The organism is Bacillus sp. MYb78 (assembly GCF_002975115.1).
Classification (GTDB): domain Bacteria; phylum Bacillota; class Bacilli; order Bacillales; family Bacillaceae_G; genus Bacillus_A; species Bacillus_A cereus.
The window spans coordinates 1-17,170 of record NZ_PCOB01000017.1 but is presented as its reverse complement, the minus strand read 5'-3'; the positions used below and the strand labels follow the sequence as shown (position 1 = coordinate 17,170).

The following is a 17,170-nucleotide window of genomic DNA, read 5'->3' as shown; positions in this document are numbered from 1 at the left end:
TCATTTTCATTTACATATTGGAGGGAATGTTACATTCCCTAAAACCACGGAATTCTTAGCACCTGTTGCGCTCGGCACATTACTCGGATTACGATGATACGTTTCGTTTGCTAAAATAGCAAATGCAATCGCTTCTTTCGCTGCTGAAGAATGACCAATATCCTCTTGTATACATATACTACATTTCTCTTCTCTTAATCCATTCCGTATCATTTCAACAAGTGTATTATTATAACTTCCACCACCACCTAAAATCACCTCATCAATGTCATAATACGGTAAAATACACTCCTTATAATGATGAACAATTGAACATGCTGTAAACACCGTGACAGTTGCCAATATATTTCCTTTACTATGCTTTTCAAATCGATTTAATAATTCAGTCACAAACGCTTCTCCAAAATCTTCTCTACCTGTTGATTTTGGTGGTTTCACGTTCAAAAATGGATGGTTCATACAGTATGTTAAAATTTCATCTACAACCACCCCTTGACTTGCGATCCAACCATTTTGATCATATGGTACATGAAATAATCTTTGACATACTTCATCGATTACCATGTTGCCTGGTCCAGTATCAAAAGCAATAACACTCTCATTACTTCGTTTACTTGGAACCACTGTAACATTACCAATCCCGCCAATATTTTGCAGTAGTCTATTTTTAGTTTGATGCCGATATAAAATAATTTCTGAATATGGTACAAGTGGTGCACCTTGTCCCCCTGCCGCCATGTCCATCGTTCGGAAATTCGAGATAACCGTCGTGTTCGTTTCATATGCTATTACTGCTGGTTCCCCAATTTGCAATGTTGAAGAAATAATATTCCCTTCTTGCTTTGGCTGATGATAAATCGTTTGTCCGTGAGAGCCTATTAAATCTAATTGTCTCAAAGGAAAATTGGCCTCTTTACAAACTTCCTTTACAGCATTGGCAAAGCATAAACCAAGTTTAAAATTTAAACTACATATAAGTTGGACATTCGAAGTTTCAATTGATAACGCTTGTTGGATCTCATTTTTCATATCATTACAAAATGGAACAGTAGTAAAATGGATGAGTTCGATTTTAGAATCTACACCACTTCCTTCTATATGAACGAGCGCTACATCTATTCCATCTAATGAAGTACCAGACATTACCCCTGCAATATACATAACGTGCATGACCTCCTATTTACTAAAAAACAATCATGTAAGTAACGAACGTACAACCAATCGAAAACAATATAAATCTAAAAAACAACTGAGCTTTTGATGCAAACGATCCATCAATGAAAGAAACAACTACCGTAAGCAAAACGCTTGCCGCAATACTTGTAACGAGCCATATACTATGCATTTGTGATAGATTTAGCATGCCTAATAAAGGGACAAAAAGTAAATTTGCACAAATCACTCCAAATAATAATAAAAATACGCCTTTATAACTAAATTTTATATTCATTCTATTTCCCCCTTTCTAGTTTTAATGTGAAAGAAGTGATAGACAAAAAGTCTATCACTCAAAATAACAGCGTGCAGATTAAGGATTAACAGATTCCCCGTCACCATTCTTTTCAATTTCAAGCATATTTTTGTCGTACATTTTAAAGAATGGTAAATAAATAAGGAACGATATTGCTATATTTATAAAAACTAATACAATCGCACGCCAATCTCCACCTGTTGCTAAATATGCACCAATTGGAGCAGGTAATGTCCATGGCGGCATAATATGCGTTGGTGTTACAAATCCCATCGCAGTTGCTGAATATGCAACAGTTGCTGTTACAAGTGGTGTAATGATAAATGGGATAATTAAAATTGGATTTAGTACAATCGGTAATCCGAATATGACTGGTTCATTAATATTAAAAATACCTGGAACAATACAAGTTCTTGATAATGCTTTCGAATATTTCGATCGACCAAATATAATCATAGCTAATACAAGCCCTAACGTCGCACCAGAACCGCCAATCCATATAAACCATTGATATAACGGCTCTGGTGAAATAAATGGCAACTGATCTGCTCCACTAGCAACTGCTTCACCATTTTTCCCTAGGTATACTTCCCATAATGGCCTAGCAACAGTTCCAACAACCGACACACCATGGATTCCGAATGACCAAAAAAACGTAATTAAAAACACTGGAATCATTACACCGAAGTAACTATCCCCAGCTTTTACTAATGGTGCTGCTAATTTATCAACAACATGGTGTAAATCAATGCTAAAAACGACAGTTACTAGACTCATTATAATAATAACGAATGCTGCAGGTATAAGTGCTTCAAATGAACGCGATACAGATGGCGGTACTTGTTCTGGCATTTTAATCATTACATTTTTCTTCTTACAAAATCTTAAAATCTCTACGGATAAAATAGAAACAATCATCGTCACAAATAATCCATGACCTCCGAGATTTGTCATTGGAAGCATGAATCCTTTTTTATCAATTAACTCAGGCGTTAATGTTAAAAGTAGTGAACATACCGCGAGCTGTGCTCCTGATAAAGCATCTAATTTATAACTTTTCGCTAAATTATATCCTATTCCAAATGCGATATATAAGGACATAATAAACATGGTTAAACGATATGGTATCAATATACTTGTTTGATTCTTTAATGCCCAAACTGATATGAAACTATCTTTCGGCAGTGGTGGAAATGCTACTATTAAAAAGAAGCTTCCTACTATAATAAATGGTAACGCCGAAATAACTCCATCACGGATTGCTTGTAAATGTCTCTGCTCAGAAAGCCTTGCCATCGGTCCAGATAAGTTTTTATCAAGAAACGTGACAAACTTATTCATAACGTTTCCCCCTAACTTATTAATTCATTTACAGTTTTTAATAAAGTCGGGCCACCAAGCGGTGTGTATGCTTGCGGCGGTATGATGCCACACGGAATAGATTCCTCCTCTGCAAATTTTTTTACAGAGTCAAATCGGTGTCTTATTTGAGGTGCCACCATTACGACATCCCAGCCATTCTTTACTTCTTCCTCTACCTCATTCGTTCCAATTGCATGCACTTCCATGTTCACACCATTTTTCTCCGCTTCTTTTTTTAAAGCGTTTACAACAATTGCACTGGACATTCCTCCAGAACAGACGAACAAAACTTTCATTTATTAATCCTCCTATACTTATAATTTATTACCCTTCAAATGAAAGGAAGTTTCACTTTACTAACAAGCATATGAAGTAGTAAATGAATTTAGTTATAATGAAAGTAAATTTCATTAAAAATATTTTTCCTATTAAATTAATGTTTCAATATGCAATTTTCTCTATTGCAAAGTCAACCTCGCCTCATATATTATTTTAAATAATCATATGATAGGGAGGCGTATAAATGATCGTTAAACGTTTATTAATGATATGTTGTATCGTCATCTTGTTCATCCCTTTCTCTTTCATTCCCCCTCACTTTACTTATGCTGAAGTAAATACTGCATACAAAAAACATGAATTACGTGCTGTATGGATTGCATCTGTTCTGAATATTGATTGGCCCTCAAAAACTGGCTTACCCATTGAAAAACAGAAACAAGAATTTATAAGATTATTAGACGATGTAAAAAGCACTGGTATGAATGCAGTTGTTGTACAAATTAAACCAACCGCTGATGCTTTCTACCCTTCAAATTACGGTCCTTGGTCTGAATACATTACAGGAACACAAGGAAAAGATCCTGGTTATGACCCGCTCGCATTTATGATTGAAGAAACTCATAAAAGAAATATAGAATTCCACGCTTGGATTAACCCATACCGAATAACGATGAATCACACCGATATAAATCGATTATCAAATAATCACCCTGCAAGGCAACATCCCGATTGGGTTGTCACTTATGGCGGAAAGTTATATTACAATCCCGGTATTCCGGAAGTGAAAAAATTTATAACAGAAGGCGCTTTAGAAATCGTACAAAATTACGATATTGATGCGCTGCATATGGATGATTATTTTTACCCATATAAAGTAGCCGGTGAAGAATTTCCAGATCAGAAAACATACGAAACATATAATAATGGTAGATTTACAAATATAGAAGATTGGCGACGTAATAATGTAAATGAACTTGTAAAAGATTTAAATACTGCTATAAAACAAGAAAAATCATATGTAAAGTTTGGCATTAGTCCGTTCGGCGTATGGCGAAATATAGCTGACGATCCCACTGGCTCTAACACAACCGCAGGTCAAAGAAACTATGATGACCTTTATGCTGACACACGTGAGTGGATACAAAAAGGATTTATTGACTACATTACACCGCAAATATATTGGAATATAGGTTTCACCCCAGCTGCATATGACATATTAGTAGATTGGTGGGTTAAAGAAACAAATAACAAATCGATTCACCTATACATCGGTCAAGCGGCCTATAAAATTAATAATAACTCCGTCCCTGCTTGGTCTGATCCAGAAGAATATCCAAAACAAATTGCATTAAACCGGCTATATCCTGATATAAAAGGTAGTATGCATTTTAGCTTAAAAGATATTAATAACAATCCACTCGGAGTTAAAGATAGACTTTCAAAAAACATATATAAACATCCTGCATTAATCCCGCCTATGCCTTGGCTTGATCATGATCCACCAAAACAACCGACTTTAAAAGGCGCCATTCCAAGAGATGAAGGTATTGCAATCGGTATCATTGACAATAGAGATAATGATTCTACTTATTACGCTATTTACCGCGCGAATGGGAAAAATGAAGTGGATATACAAAATCCGAAAAATTTACTTACTACTGTAAGAAAAACAAAACTTGGAGAAATTTATGTAGATAAAACCGCTATTTCTGGAGAAACGTATACGTATGTCGTAACTGCAGTTGATCGATTGCATAATGAAAGTGTGGCTTCTAGTCATACTACCGTTAGTGCAAAATAAAACCTCATAAAAAAAGCGCCTTAAAGCTGTGATACTTAGCTTTTAAGGCGCTTTTTGTTATTTATTCTTAAACTTCTCAGTCGCTGCCCTCATCTTCACATTTAAATCGTGATCAATCGAGTCGCGAATATCTCGCTCTACTACTTCCATTTCTTTTTTGAAATTTTCCAAGTAGATCTTCAGTTCTTCTTCCTTCTCTGGTCTTTGTGAAGGTGGTAATTGTACTACCAACGATAACATGGCCGTTAAATCTTTCATTAAGAATGTTTCAAGTTTATGTTGTTGTTCAAACATGCGTTGCTCTTGATAGTACGGAAGTGCATTTAATACCGAAATTGTAATATCATCAACCGTTCTTTGTAATGAAGGATTTATTGAGCGTTTATACGCTTGAATTGTATTTAATGCGTCTGGATAACGGTCATAAAAATACAATTTGTAAAATGATAAGTCTGTCGGTTTTACAGTTTGCTGCGTTTCTTGTCTTAAGAAATCTTTCACTTTCATCGCAGCCACATCAATATCTTCATTCGTAAGCTTTTTCGTAGTTTTTGCCATTACATGCACTTTTTTCTGCTTTTCTTTCGGTAACATCGAGAAGACTTGCTCTCTCGTACGTTGACCTGATGCACAAAATAGAGTATTTAATGTATTTTGTTCTTTCTTTCCTTCGGTGCGAATCCAGCGATAAAACAGTGGATGTTGTGTAAATTCTTGTAGAAACGGTATTGATTTGTTTGATATTTTATCTAGAGAATCTTGCGCTCTTTTATATGGCTTCGTCCATGAAAAATACAGTTTCCGCCCGAAGTATACGACTAAAACAACGACAGTAAATGCTATTAAAAGCAATGTACCGAGTAGTAATAGTACTGTTTGAATGAAACTCATTTGTTCACCTCCTCTAATAATCCGTTATTTCCTTGGACGCTGAATGAGTTTCTGCTTCATCTCATCATTAAATGTGTCTAGTTCAATAACGAACTTCTTGCTTGACTCAATAATACGTTCTGACGATTTTTCAGATGCTTCAATTGCAGCGAACACATTTTGGAATGATTCACGTAATTTATCCATGCTAATAGCAGGGTTTTCAAGCAATTTCGTCGTTTCTTCTGTATTTTGTTTTAACGCTTGAGAATTACTTAATACCATCGATTCAATTGCTTCATTCGTCGCATTTACGGCATCAATTGTTTTCCGTTGATTCGTTAATGCAAGCTGAATAGCAGCTGAAACTGTTACAACGTTTTGTGTCATCGTAATCGCATTACGTATCGCCTCTGTTAATTTTTCATTATTTTTCTTAATGATGTCTACAGAAGCTATAGATTGTAATAATACACTTTTCGCTTGCTGCATATTACGTGTACGTACAAGTATCTTTTCTAATGCATCGTTAATTAACGGAATATCCCTTTGACGCTCTGGGTTTTGTTTCTCAGCTTCAAGCATGCCAGCAAGCTTTTTCCCTAAGTATACTTGTTTATCAAGAGCATGAATTTTATCGTGCGATTGTTCTTTTAACATTTCAAGACCAACTGTATCCTCTTGTAAGTTATCACGACCAATTAGAAGGGATCTAATAATTTCCTCAATTTGCTTATCTATAGATTGATATTTATGCACGTATGTTTCAAGTGGATTTTTCTTAAATACTTTAAACATAATTTTCTTCATACCACTTGCTTTTAATGAATTCGGATCAAGCTCTGATACTACTTTGCGTAATTCTAACAATGTATTTGGAATTTCTTCATTCTTTCCATTCATCATCGCTGTGACAGGACGTTTTAATGCTGATAACGTTTGTCCTGCTGCTTGTTGTTCTTTATCCCCCAAATCTCCTAGCTGCGACAATACTTTCGATAAATCTGTATTTTGCTCGCTATTTAACTTTTGTACATAAAGATCGGCTTCTTTATTTAATTCATCAAGTTCTTCATCTTTTATAACTGTATCAACTACTACTTCTACATTATTATCTTTCACAATTGATACGGGTTCTTTTTTCTCGAGTTCAGTCAACAAAATCGCTCCTTTATTTATATGTGCGAATTTATGTGCACTATATTTCATCTAATATATTGTATTTCATTTGCAAACAGCCTATATGAAATCAATTTTCAAGAAATACCTGCTTATGCAGTCATTCCCTGTTTCTTACTATAAGTATACCTGTAAACAACATAATTTTCCTCAGACTTAAGACCTAGAGACCGACATGCTGAAGGCGGATTCTTCGTATGTTACGTATATAAATTACGTCCTTCCCATACTACTGCACGCAATCTTTTGACATACACCCTTTTTCAATGTGATAATTATATTACACTCAATCCTATTTCTTCTTACGCGCTACAAATGCACCCTTTTGAAATGCCAATAATACTGTTTCAAACATTTCATCTTCTTCAATCATTTTTATAAACTCAACTAATTCACTCGCATGAGAAGTAGCATTATCGACAACAAGAAGACCTTGTCGTTGTAAAATGCGTTTTATATGTTCAAGCCACCACATGTATTGCGTACGCTCTGAATCTAGGAAAATAAAATCAAATGAATCATCTAGTTGTGAATCTAAAAATGCCCCTGCTTCTTGATTGTGAACATCAATCCTTTGTAAAAGGCTTGCCTTTTCAAAATTGACAAGTGCCTCTCCAACTCGTTCTGAAGAAAGCTCTACAGTTGTTACATTTCCATTTGTTTCTTCTACCGCATTAGCTAACCACAATGTAGAATAACCATTAGAAGTTCCGATTTCTAAAATGTTTTTTGCATTACACCCTTTTACTAAAATTGATAAAAATTGCCCCATCTCACGAGAAATATTCCGTAATTTTTCTTCCCGTATTTTTTTATTCCGATCATGCTCTTCTCCATATTGTTCAAGTTGAAGTAATAATGAATCTAACGTATCCATTCTTTTCATCGCCTTTCCAAGCAATATGATGAAAAAGCTCTTGCTGCCCGTCTACTTTTATTATATGCGAAACGAAATCCTTTTTCCCGTTATATGACAAAGATTTATAATTTTTTATAGCATATTGTTTCGTTTTTTGGTAAAGTTAATTTCTACGTGCAATTATTCCATTCATATTATTTCATATTAAAATTGCAGTTATTAAATTATATAAACCCCATTTAAATGAATCGGTATTTCAAATTCAATTAAGCGCCCTTTTCGGACGCATTTTCTTTGTTTATATATTTCCAGAAGAAAGGATGCTTACAAATGAACGTGATTAGCTTAGATGCTGCTCGAAAACGAAAGCAGCATAAAAAATTAATGATTACTATACCGATTATTACACGTATTTATGAAGAAGACGGGGAAATTAAATTTGAGGTAGCTGGCGAAAAAGATGTACCTCTTGAAATGTTAGAAAAATAATAAAAAAACGCATTTCTAAAGAAATGCGCTTTTTTATATTTTTACATTTAAATGCATAAGTTTTTCAGGATTAACCATCATATAAATATTTGAAATCTTCTCATCCTCAAATGCAAACGAAAGAACATACGTTACTTTATTATTTATTGTAACTATAACTCCTGGTATACCATTTACCATTTTAAAATCAACAGTGTACTCTTCTGTCAATCGTTGTGCAATCCCAAAGAACAAGCGAATAATTCGATCTGCAGAATAAATCGGATTGATCGCAGTTGTAACTTTACCGCCACCATCAGCTTTGAATATAGCATCTGTTTTTAATACTTCCAACATACCTTCCGTATCCCCACACTGTAATGATGCTACAAACTTTTCAACATAAGAAGCCATTTTCTCCGTGCTTAATTTTGATTGCTTCGGTTTCTCCAACATGCTTTTTCGTGCACGTTGAAAGATTTTTCTACAGTTCACACTACTCTTATCAACAATTGAAGCTATTTCTTCGTATTCATAACTGAAAACCTCTCTTAATATGAAAACAATCCTTTCTACCTCAGATAGTTGTTGTAAAAGTAATAAATATGCGGTGGAAAGGGATTCTTTCATTATAAATGACTTTGATGGCTCATCACTCTCGTCTACAAGTGGCTCTGGTAACCACATCCCTACATACACGTTACGTTTATGCGCTGCCGATCGTAATTTATCAATTGAACGATTTGTCGCCATCTTACATAAATATGCTTTCATATTTTCTATAGATTGAGGATCTTCTATATTATTTAGCGAGATAAATACATCCTGAACGATATCCTCAGCATCCATAACACTCCCAAGGATTCTGTATGCTAACGAAAATAATAATGGTTGATACGCTTCATATAACTGCTCCGTTTCCATGATGAACTGCCTCACTTTCATATTGCTTTAAAATGTGTAACGCTGCTCGTTTCCCGCTTGCTACCGCAGCATCAGCTAATATTTCATCATGCCCTGCCCAATCTCCTGCAACATAAACACCTGGCATTTCAGGTATATTAGGACCCGGCTTATCAACACGGTCAATATGAGGAAAATCATGTACTACTGTTATTTTCGGTAAATATTGCTGTGCAACAACTTCTCTTTTCCAATTTGGATGTAACAACTCCATCGTACTTTCCAACTGTTCTTTATCTTCATGAATATGATTCATCTCTAGCACAGGATTATGGTACTTAATTAGACTCACTGCAATTGATCCATCTTCACTTAATTTAGCTGCTCTCGATTGATTTGTGAAAAATATAGGTTGATCTAATCCTAATACAAATTGATGTGTAGGATTGGGTAATTGTCTCAAGCCAATATCTAATGCAGCAACAGTAACCGGTACCGATTGTTCATTCCATCTATGCAAACTTGTTCCTTCTGCACCTTTTATTATTTTACAAGCCTCTTTTGGCGGAGTCGTCCCGATGACTGTATCTACTGCAAAAACCTCATCATCAACACAATGTATTCTTTGTTTATCTTCATAATGCTCTATTTCCAAAACATGCTTTTTAGCCAAAAATTTTACCCCGACATCATTCGCTAAATCTCTTAATTTTGTTATTATCGTCTCCCAACCACCATCTACATAAAGCACTCCTTCTTTTATAGAAAGCTGTATTTGCTTTAGTACAGATGATGCTAATTGTATTGTAGGAGCAAACGTATATGTTGTTGTCCGGCATAGCGCATAAAATATATTACGAACCATTGGATCTTTTATTTCATTTTCTGCCCATGTAGTTAGACTCATTTTCGGAACTTCTCCTACATCTAAATTTCCTAAACGAATCATAAGACGTGAGAATTGTACTTTTGCAGACCAAGAAAGTAGTGGTGTTGATAAAATTGAGCGAAAATCTGTTGGGATGGTGAATATATCCCCTTTCCATATTCCATGTGCTTTTGTAGATGGTATTCCACCTGGAAGATTCAAACCGAGCTCATTAAAAGTTATAAACGCTGCCCCGCCTCTATATAAAGCATGTGCACCAAGATTCATGCAGATTCCATTTTTATTTATAGTCATCCCTCGGCCACCGAATTGACTGGATTTTTCTAATACAATCACTTTCTTTCCAGCTTTCGCTAAATATATAGATGCTGTTAATCCAGCAAGCCCACCGCCAACAATTGCTACATCAAATGTATTCATAATAAAATCCCTCCTTATCGTTCTACATACAAGACGAACGATTAAGGAGGGATGTGACATGAAAATAAATTTTTATTACCCTACTTTATTTCATTACTTTTTAATTCGGTCATATTGCATACGAAATAACTCAATTGCAAATGGAATATCCTCTTCACTCTTTATATAATAACTGATCCATCCTGATTCAGGTAATACGTGATGTGGTTTTACCAATCCTTGCTTCACTAATTCATCTCGCTTTAACTTCGGAAATGGTAAATCAGCTAATTTATCACCATGAAGATGGCCAAGTTCTTTCTTACCATAATTTATTTCAATACCACCAAATCGATGCGGTTTTTCAGAAACACCCGCCCAGCTGAGTACTTCATTTCTAATCATTTCACTAAATGACATGAACATTCACTCCTTATAAATGATTGATGTACTTTTAAATTAACATTTTCATTACTTTTTTCCATCAATCCAAAGTATGAATGGGAATACGAATATAGTTTAATCTTTATACTTTATTCTTTATGGAATAAGTGAATTTATTAAGCTACCGACAACAGCACAAAACAAAGACTAGACACATATCCTAATTTTGTAACCTAACTTACCTATAGAAAGGCGGGTAATACAATTGACTGCCAACATCGACTATACCTCCCCCTCAACCAATTTTACTTATGATGTAAATAAAAGTAATTTTTTTCGGAAAGATGCCCAAAATTATATAAATGTACTTGGTATTAAACAATTAAACACTTTAGAAAATACTTCTTTATTAGATATTTATTTAAGTACAGGAAATGTTGTAGAACCACATATTCATCAAAATGCAGCTGAACTTGTTTATTGTATTTCAGGGTCTGCTGTTGTTTCTTTACTTAATCCATTTACGAATCAAATATTAAACTTACCGATAAAACCGGGGCAAGTTGCCAACATTCCACAAGCGTGGTGGCATTATGAAATTGCTACAGCTGATAATACTCATTTATTAGCTATTTTCAATGCCCCAGCGCCAGAAGTTATTTTCGGTTCTGATATTTTAAGATTAACTCCGGCTCATATGATGGCCCATACTTACTGCCTCAATGAACAACAATGGAAACAAGCGGTTTCTCCTATTCAATCAACTACTGTTATTGGCCCTCCGGCAAACTGCAATCAAAACCGTGGAATGAAAAATTACCCAACCCAGCCCCTCCCTCAACAACATAATCCGTATCCCCAAGATTCTTATTACTTTCCTCTTTACTGGGGCTATTAATTTGTAAATTTTTAAAAGAATCATCATTTATCTCCTAGGAAAATACCGAGGAGATTTTTTTATTGTATGTTCTCTTCCTATTAATAATAGTAACAATTGATAGTGTACATACATATAATATTTATATATTAAATTGGAGGTGATAGTACTATGAGTAATTATAACTATCGAAAAAACTACTCTTATAATAAAAATAGTAGCTCTTCAGCATCCTCTCAATCTTCCAATTCTCAATCTTCCAATTCCCAATCGCAAAGAGACTTAGCCGAGCAAGGCTATGTAAAGAAAAAAGGATGTAACTGTAATAAAAATAAATAGTTTATTTTATGGATGAATTCTTTTTTAAAAGAATTCATCTTTTTTTCTGATCGGAAATTTTTAAAGTTACATAACTTATTCCTTAAATGAGAAAGGATAAATTATACTTTTTTATACGAACTTAATAAAGAGTAATTGTTCAATTGATTTATTACTTATTTCCTCAAAAAATATAGTCCTTCCTAAATTTATTAGGAAGGACTATATACAAACCCCTGTTTAATTTCCTACTAAACATTGTAACAAATTAAACGATATTAATACCTGCACTTACAAATCCAGCAACTGCAGCTATTGGACTTGCTGCTGTTAATGAAACATACAGTAGTATTTTATCTCCAGCAGCTACTGGAATAGCTTCAGCTATGATACCTGATGCTGTAGAACCAATCGCTATTGCGGCAAATGCTGGTGTTAATAAAAGAGGCGCGCCTTGTACTGTAAACGTATTGCTTGCTGCAGGTGCAGTTAATATTTGTATTTGCACTTGAACAGGTGATATTGGAGCTAATGCAGCTGTTGCACTAAAGAAACCTGCTAATGACGTGATAGTTCCTGCACGTGGTGCTACAAATGCATAATCACCTACACCTAATGCTAATGTGATACTAGTTCCACCTGTTAATGCTACACCAGGCTGACTAAATCCAAATCCAAGAAGAGTTCCTGTATTAGCTATTAACGCGTTAACTAACGCAGATGGTGTTGTACCTGAAGCAAATGGAATAATAGCTCCGCCACCAGCTGCACCAGTTGCTCCTGTTAAACCAGTTGCTCCTGTTAAGCCTGTTGCTCCTGTTGGACCTGTTGGACCTGTTGGACCTGTTGCTCCTGTTGCTCCTGTTGGGCCTGTTGCTCCTGTTAAACCTGTTGCTCCTGTTGCTCCTGTTGCTCCTGTTGCTCCTGTTGCTCCTGTTACTCCCGTTGCTCCTGTTACTCCCGTTGCTCCTGTTGGAATATATATTGGTGGAAGAGCTGGAAATGTAGGTCCAATATTCTCAGGTTCTATCTTACCTTTATTTATTGATAATTTATCATTCCGCTTCAATTTAATTCCTCATTCCACATATTTTTAATTAACTTACATAAGTATGAGTCTATTATTAAGGAATACTTTCATAACTATTCTTTTTTCTTTCCAAATGATTCATACAGTTATTAAACATTTTACCGTTGCTTTAACTACTACTATTAATATAATAAAATGATAGTTCCATTCCAAAAACACGAAACTTATTGCATTCTAATTTAAAAATGAGGTGATTTAAATTCAAGATAAAAATGAAAAAAGAATAGAAGAACTAGTATCAATAGCTCTTGAAATTATTCTTCCATACAGACTTACTGGAAGTACTGGACCTACCGGAAGTACTGGGTCAATAGTTACAACAAACTCTATGTTCGCTAATAATACATTAGGTATTAGGTGGAACTAATATTCCTCTTTCTAATAACCAAAGCCTCGGTAATTTTACAGTTAACGCCTCAAACGATATATTTACAATTCCTGTAACCAGAAGATATCATTTAACCTATCAAGTTAATACGACAACTGCTCTACTCACTGGAACAAAACTACTATTAAACGCTTCTACTCCACTTCCTGGTTCTATTTTTTCTCCCGCTATATCAACTTCAAATTATAACAATAATTTAATTGCCGATAATACAATTTCCCTTCAATTATTCGGCGTATTATACATCGTTAATTTGGTTGGAGGTGGTTCAACAGGTGCCTCTCTAACAATTATACGAATCGATTAAAAAATGATTCATTCTTTTTCTAATAAACATTATTAAATACTAAGTCTATCATGATAAAAACCTCCCAATTATTTCATAAAAGTGATGGCGCATTAAAGAACAAATTGCACTATATTCATAGTAGAAACTATCTATACTAAATTTTCCGTATATATATTATCAATTTACACTGACTTCCACCGATGTTACATTAAATATGAAGACAGTTTCTCTTTTACGAACCATCTCAATACGTATTTGAGAAACGTACTCCAATCCTATACGCGAGAGCAATACTATGTTGACACTCAGATGAGTGTCTTTTTTTGTGAATGATAAAAAATAAAAACCATCTCTTATAGATGGTTTTATCTTTTGTTACTATAAATGTAAACTTATGCAGTTGGATAATAAATTGTCATGCTTAATCGAGTCAAAGATTTCCCTAAATTATAATAAGAGTGTGATCTATCGGCCTTAAAACGAATTGAATCTCCACTATTTAATGTATATTGACAGTTATTCACTTTTACTGTCAATTCACCTTCAAATACCGTTATAAATTCTTCTGCGCCTTCTTTATGCCCTTCTGAACTTAATTTCCCTTCTGTTTCTATTTCCACTGTATACATTTCAAAATATCTATCATCTTGAAAAGGGAAAGAAGGATACACTTTATATTTTCCATTGTCTTCAGACAATACTTGAATATCCTTTCTTAAAATCACTTTCGTATCAGGCTGAGGATTGTTGATTAAAGAAGTAAAAGAAACTTTCAAGCCATTTGCAATTTTCCATATTGTTGTTAGTGTCGGGCTTGATTCCCCTCTTTCAATTTGTCCAATCATCGTTTTACTCACACCCGTTAATTGGGAAACTTTTTCTAAACTTAATTTTTCTTTTTCTCGTATTGTTTTTAAATTTTTAGCCAGGATAAGTTGAATTTCTTCCATAAAACACACCCCTACACTCTATACAATATAACGACCGTTATGTATAATAAAAAGCGCACGTTATATTGTTCTTTTCGGTCATTATAACACACACAAATAATTAGGGGGGGGCCAAATGCCTATATTTTCTTTTTTGTTATTTGTATTTATAAGTAGCTTCACACCTGGTCCTAACAATTTTTTAGCGATGACATACGCAAATCAACACGGATTAAAAAGAAGCATGAAGTTTTGCTTCGGAGTAGCTTTTGGTTTTTTCATCCTCACTTCTTTATGTAGTTTCTTTAATGTTGTACTACTTAATATCTTACCCATAATCGAATTCCCTTTAAAAATTTTAGGTGTAGCGTATATGTTATATTTAGCTATTAAAATACTTACTAGTAAAAGCAGTACGAATCCCGTTGAAAAAGATAATAAAAACTTATTCACAGTTGGGATTTCTCTTCAATTCGTTAATCCTAAAGGGATTTTATTCGGACTGACTGTAGTATCGACTTTCATACTCCCTTACTACAATTCATATTCAAGTTTTATACTTTTTTCATTATTTCTAGGTGTAGTCGGTTTAATGAGTACATTTAGTTGGAGTTTATTTGGTTCAATATTCCAAAAATTATTAGTAAAACATAACCAATTATTTAACATCATTATGGCCGTATTATTAGTTTTCAGTGCCGTTTCAATCGTTATACACTAATTCGATGCTCATTTTAGATTTTGTACTTTTTAATACCACTCTTCATCAATCAGACTACTTTATATACTAATCCATCCACATCCCCTATATGTTTTAAAACTTTTAAGAGGAAACCTTCTAACAATAGGTTTCCTTCCATATCATATTAAATAAGAAGCAGGTTAAATACGGAGGTGATTTTGATTAAGACTACTTTAATTTCTCATTTTTACAATGAAGAATATTTACTTCCATGGTGGTTAATGCACCATACAAAGCTATTTGATCACGGCATTCTTATTAACCGTGGATCCACTGATCGGTCAGTTGAAATCTGTAAAATATTCGCTCCTAATTGGGAAATACGAAACTCAAAATCACTCGAATTTGATGCTTATTTAGTTGATCAAGAAGTTATGGAAATTGAAAGAGAACTTACAGGATGGAAAATGGTATTAAATACGACAGAATTCCTATGCTGTTATAATAAAGAACAATTTTTCAAATCACTTAACACTATGGGCGGCAATATGTTTTCAATAAGAATGATTATGATGATTGATGATCCGACTTATGGCTACACTAATCCAAGATATGGTTCTCCGCTTGTTAAACAACGTTACCATGGCATAATAATTCAACCTAATCCAAATCAACTATATCTTAACGGTAGATTAATTCACAATAATTCGCACGGGAACTATAGAGTCGGGAGACATGGTTCGCATTATCCTTATAACATTTACATAGAACCTGCTTTTATTTTTAAATTTTTTTATAGTCCATGGAACGATGCAATGAAAAAACGAAAATTACAAATTGGGCCGACTCTTTCTCAACATAGTGTACAGCGTGGACTAGGTTCTCATCACTTAACAACAATTGAAAAATTAGAAACAAAATACAAATTCTATGCAACTTTAACTACGGACCTCCGGTTATTCCCAGAATACCAAATTATATTTCCTGACCTTTATCCTTAATGTCTTGAATATTTAGTTTCCACATCCATCCTTTTTTTATTAACATACCAACTCCAACTAAATACTTTTCTCTAGTAGAAATCTGAGCTAGGACTCTTGCTGCACGCAGATTCCTCTTATTTAATCTCGTATCACTAGCCTATAATCTTTCATACCATTTCATTGAGCACCTGATGTTGGATCAGAAATAAAAAATGGTAATTCATTTGGAAAATTTTAAATTTCAAATTATATACCTTCTAAAACAAAGAATTCAAACAATAGAACCTAAACTAATGTTTTAAGTTATGGTTTTATTTTTTTCTTATTATTCACTTTAAAATCTTTTTATAATAATATTGAAAAATACGGTATAATATAAGTCACTGTTCTTTGGGAGGGTTATAATGTCTGATAAGTATAAAATTTTCATTCTTATTGTTACCGCATCTTTTTCTTTCTTTTCCTTAATAAAAGATTTCCGCAACACTTCAAAAAGTTTCTTTTGGGGTAGTTTTGTAATTCTTACAAGCTTCATAATACTTTTAACACTCGCTTTAGATTTAACTCCAATACTCCTATATTCAACGCAAATTGCGCTTGAGATTATTACAATACCACGTATATTAAGACTGTTTTCATGAGCATTTCGTATATGTATGATGTAACTGATTAAAGCTATTTTCAAAGACGATATATCGGCGATAATTTATGTCTATTTCTTATAGGTGTTAGCAAGTTCGTTTGCAA

At 34.0% G+C, this 17,170-nt stretch carries 18 protein-coding genes and 1 pseudogene; 7 read left to right on the top strand and 12 right to left on the bottom strand.

Annotated features, from left to right (window positions below):
- Positions 1-6: 6 nt before the first annotated feature.
- From anmK to CQ064_RS24605, 4 genes are all read right to left on the bottom strand, one after another.
- The gene (anmK, locus tag CQ064_RS24620) at positions 7-1,161 is read right to left on the bottom strand and encodes an anhydro-N-acetylmuramic acid kinase AnmK (protein WP_000274970.1); all 1,155 of its coding nucleotides are present in this window, start codon (positions 1,159-1,161) and stop codon (positions 7-9) included.
- Positions 1,162-1,183: 22 nt separating this feature from the next.
- Positions 1,184-1,450 carry a hypothetical protein gene (locus tag CQ064_RS24615; RefSeq protein ID WP_001021963.1) on the bottom strand — a complete coding sequence of 89 codons (267 nt, stop codon included), beginning with the start codon at positions 1,448-1,450 and terminating at the stop codon, positions 1,184-1,186.
- 78 nt (positions 1,451-1,528) lie between these two features.
- A complete protein-coding gene (locus tag CQ064_RS24610) occupies positions 1,529-2,812 on the bottom strand; it encodes a PTS sugar transporter subunit IIC (RefSeq protein ID WP_001032277.1) in 1,284 nt (427 codons plus the stop codon).
- Positions 2,813-2,823: 11 nt separating this feature from the next.
- Entirely contained in the window at positions 2,824-3,129 is a 306-nt protein-coding gene (locus CQ064_RS24605) for a PTS sugar transporter subunit IIB (RefSeq protein WP_000865907.1), read from the bottom strand.
- Between the two features lie 227 nt (positions 3,130-3,356).
- On the opposite strand from CQ064_RS24605, the gene CQ064_RS24600 reads away from it, so the two are divergent.
- Positions 3,357-4,916, top strand: a complete 1,560-nt coding sequence (locus CQ064_RS24600) for a glycoside hydrolase family 10-like protein (RefSeq protein WP_000635998.1) — start codon at positions 3,357-3,359, stop codon at positions 4,914-4,916.
- 57 nt (positions 4,917-4,973) lie between these two features.
- Here CQ064_RS24600 and CQ064_RS24595 read toward each other — a convergent pair whose 3' ends face one another.
- From CQ064_RS24595 to CQ064_RS24585, 3 genes are all read right to left on the bottom strand, one after another.
- Positions 4,974-5,807, bottom strand: coding sequence for a DUF3974 domain-containing protein (locus tag CQ064_RS24595; protein WP_000008372.1), 834 nt, complete (start codon positions 5,805-5,807; stop codon positions 4,974-4,976).
- Between the two features lie 24 nt (positions 5,808-5,831).
- On the bottom strand, positions 5,832-6,944 hold the full coding sequence (locus CQ064_RS24590; protein ID WP_000137402.1) for a toxic anion resistance protein: 1,113 nt from the start codon (positions 6,942-6,944) through the stop codon (positions 5,832-5,834).
- Positions 6,945-7,257: 313 nt separating this feature from the next.
- Positions 7,258-7,851, bottom strand: coding sequence for an O-methyltransferase (locus CQ064_RS24585; RefSeq protein ID WP_015055129.1), 594 nt, complete (start codon positions 7,849-7,851; stop codon positions 7,258-7,260).
- A gap of 303 nt (positions 7,852-8,154) precedes the next feature.
- On the opposite strand from CQ064_RS24585, the gene CQ064_RS33740 reads away from it, so the two are divergent.
- Positions 8,155-8,313: a hypothetical protein gene (locus CQ064_RS33740; protein WP_001100984.1), complete on the top strand. Its 159-nt coding sequence runs from the start codon at positions 8,155-8,157 to the stop codon at positions 8,311-8,313.
- 33 nt (positions 8,314-8,346) lie between these two features.
- On the opposite strand, the gene CQ064_RS24570 is transcribed toward CQ064_RS33740, so the two are convergent.
- The 3 genes from CQ064_RS24570 to CQ064_RS24560 form a co-directional block, all read right to left on the bottom strand.
- On the bottom strand, positions 8,347-9,216 hold the full coding sequence (locus CQ064_RS24570) for a sigma-70 family RNA polymerase sigma factor (protein ID WP_000447147.1): 870 nt from the start codon (positions 9,214-9,216) through the stop codon (positions 8,347-8,349).
- On the bottom strand, positions 9,194-10,504 hold the full coding sequence (locus CQ064_RS24565; protein ID WP_001091205.1) for a phytoene desaturase family protein: 1,311 nt from the start codon (positions 10,502-10,504) through the stop codon (positions 9,194-9,196). Before CQ064_RS24565 ends, CQ064_RS24570 begins: the two co-directional genes overlap by 23 nt.
- A gap of 93 nt (positions 10,505-10,597) precedes the next feature.
- Positions 10,598-10,903: a luciferase domain-containing protein gene (locus CQ064_RS24560; protein ID WP_000010317.1), complete on the bottom strand. Its 306-nt coding sequence runs from the start codon at positions 10,901-10,903 to the stop codon at positions 10,598-10,600.
- Positions 10,904-11,132: 229 nt separating this feature from the next.
- On the opposite strand from CQ064_RS24560, the gene CQ064_RS24555 reads away from it, so the two are divergent.
- Complete coding sequence (locus CQ064_RS24555) at positions 11,133-11,765, top strand: cupin domain-containing protein (protein WP_000126322.1); 633 nt, start codon at positions 11,133-11,135, stop codon at positions 11,763-11,765.
- A gap of 565 nt (positions 11,766-12,330) precedes the next feature.
- Here the strand turns inward: CQ064_RS24555 and CQ064_RS24550 are convergent.
- On the bottom strand, positions 12,331-13,131 hold the full coding sequence (locus CQ064_RS24550) for an exosporium glycoprotein BclB-related protein (protein ID WP_105559700.1): 801 nt from the start codon (positions 13,129-13,131) through the stop codon (positions 12,331-12,333).
- 220 nt (positions 13,132-13,351) lie between these two features.
- Between CQ064_RS24550 and CQ064_RS24545 the strand changes: the two are divergent.
- Positions 13,352-13,847 (top strand): annotated as a pseudogene (locus CQ064_RS24545) (BclA C-terminal domain-containing protein).
- A 374-nt stretch (positions 13,848-14,221) separates the two neighbouring features.
- On the opposite strand, the gene CQ064_RS24540 reads toward CQ064_RS24545, so the two are convergent.
- Positions 14,222-14,779: a helix-turn-helix domain-containing protein gene (locus CQ064_RS24540; protein ID WP_000391310.1), complete on the bottom strand. Its 558-nt coding sequence runs from the start codon at positions 14,777-14,779 to the stop codon at positions 14,222-14,224.
- Positions 14,780-14,894: 115 nt separating this feature from the next.
- On the opposite strand from CQ064_RS24540, the gene CQ064_RS24535 reads away from it, so the two are divergent.
- From CQ064_RS24535 to CQ064_RS24525, 3 genes are all read left to right on the top strand, one after another.
- A complete protein-coding gene (locus tag CQ064_RS24535) occupies positions 14,895-15,479 on the top strand; it encodes a LysE family transporter (protein WP_001121284.1) in 585 nt (194 codons plus the stop codon).
- A 179-nt stretch (positions 15,480-15,658) separates the two neighbouring features.
- Positions 15,659-16,441 (top strand): glycosyltransferase family 2 protein, encoded by a 783-nt coding sequence (locus CQ064_RS24530; protein WP_000598277.1) that lies wholly within the window; start codon positions 15,659-15,661, stop codon positions 16,439-16,441.
- 386 nt (positions 16,442-16,827) lie between these two features.
- The gene (locus tag CQ064_RS24525; RefSeq protein ID WP_001281134.1) at positions 16,828-17,064 is read left to right on the top strand and encodes a hypothetical protein; all 237 of its coding nucleotides are present in this window, start codon (positions 16,828-16,830) and stop codon (positions 17,062-17,064) included.
- Positions 17,065-17,170 lie beyond the last annotated feature (106 nt).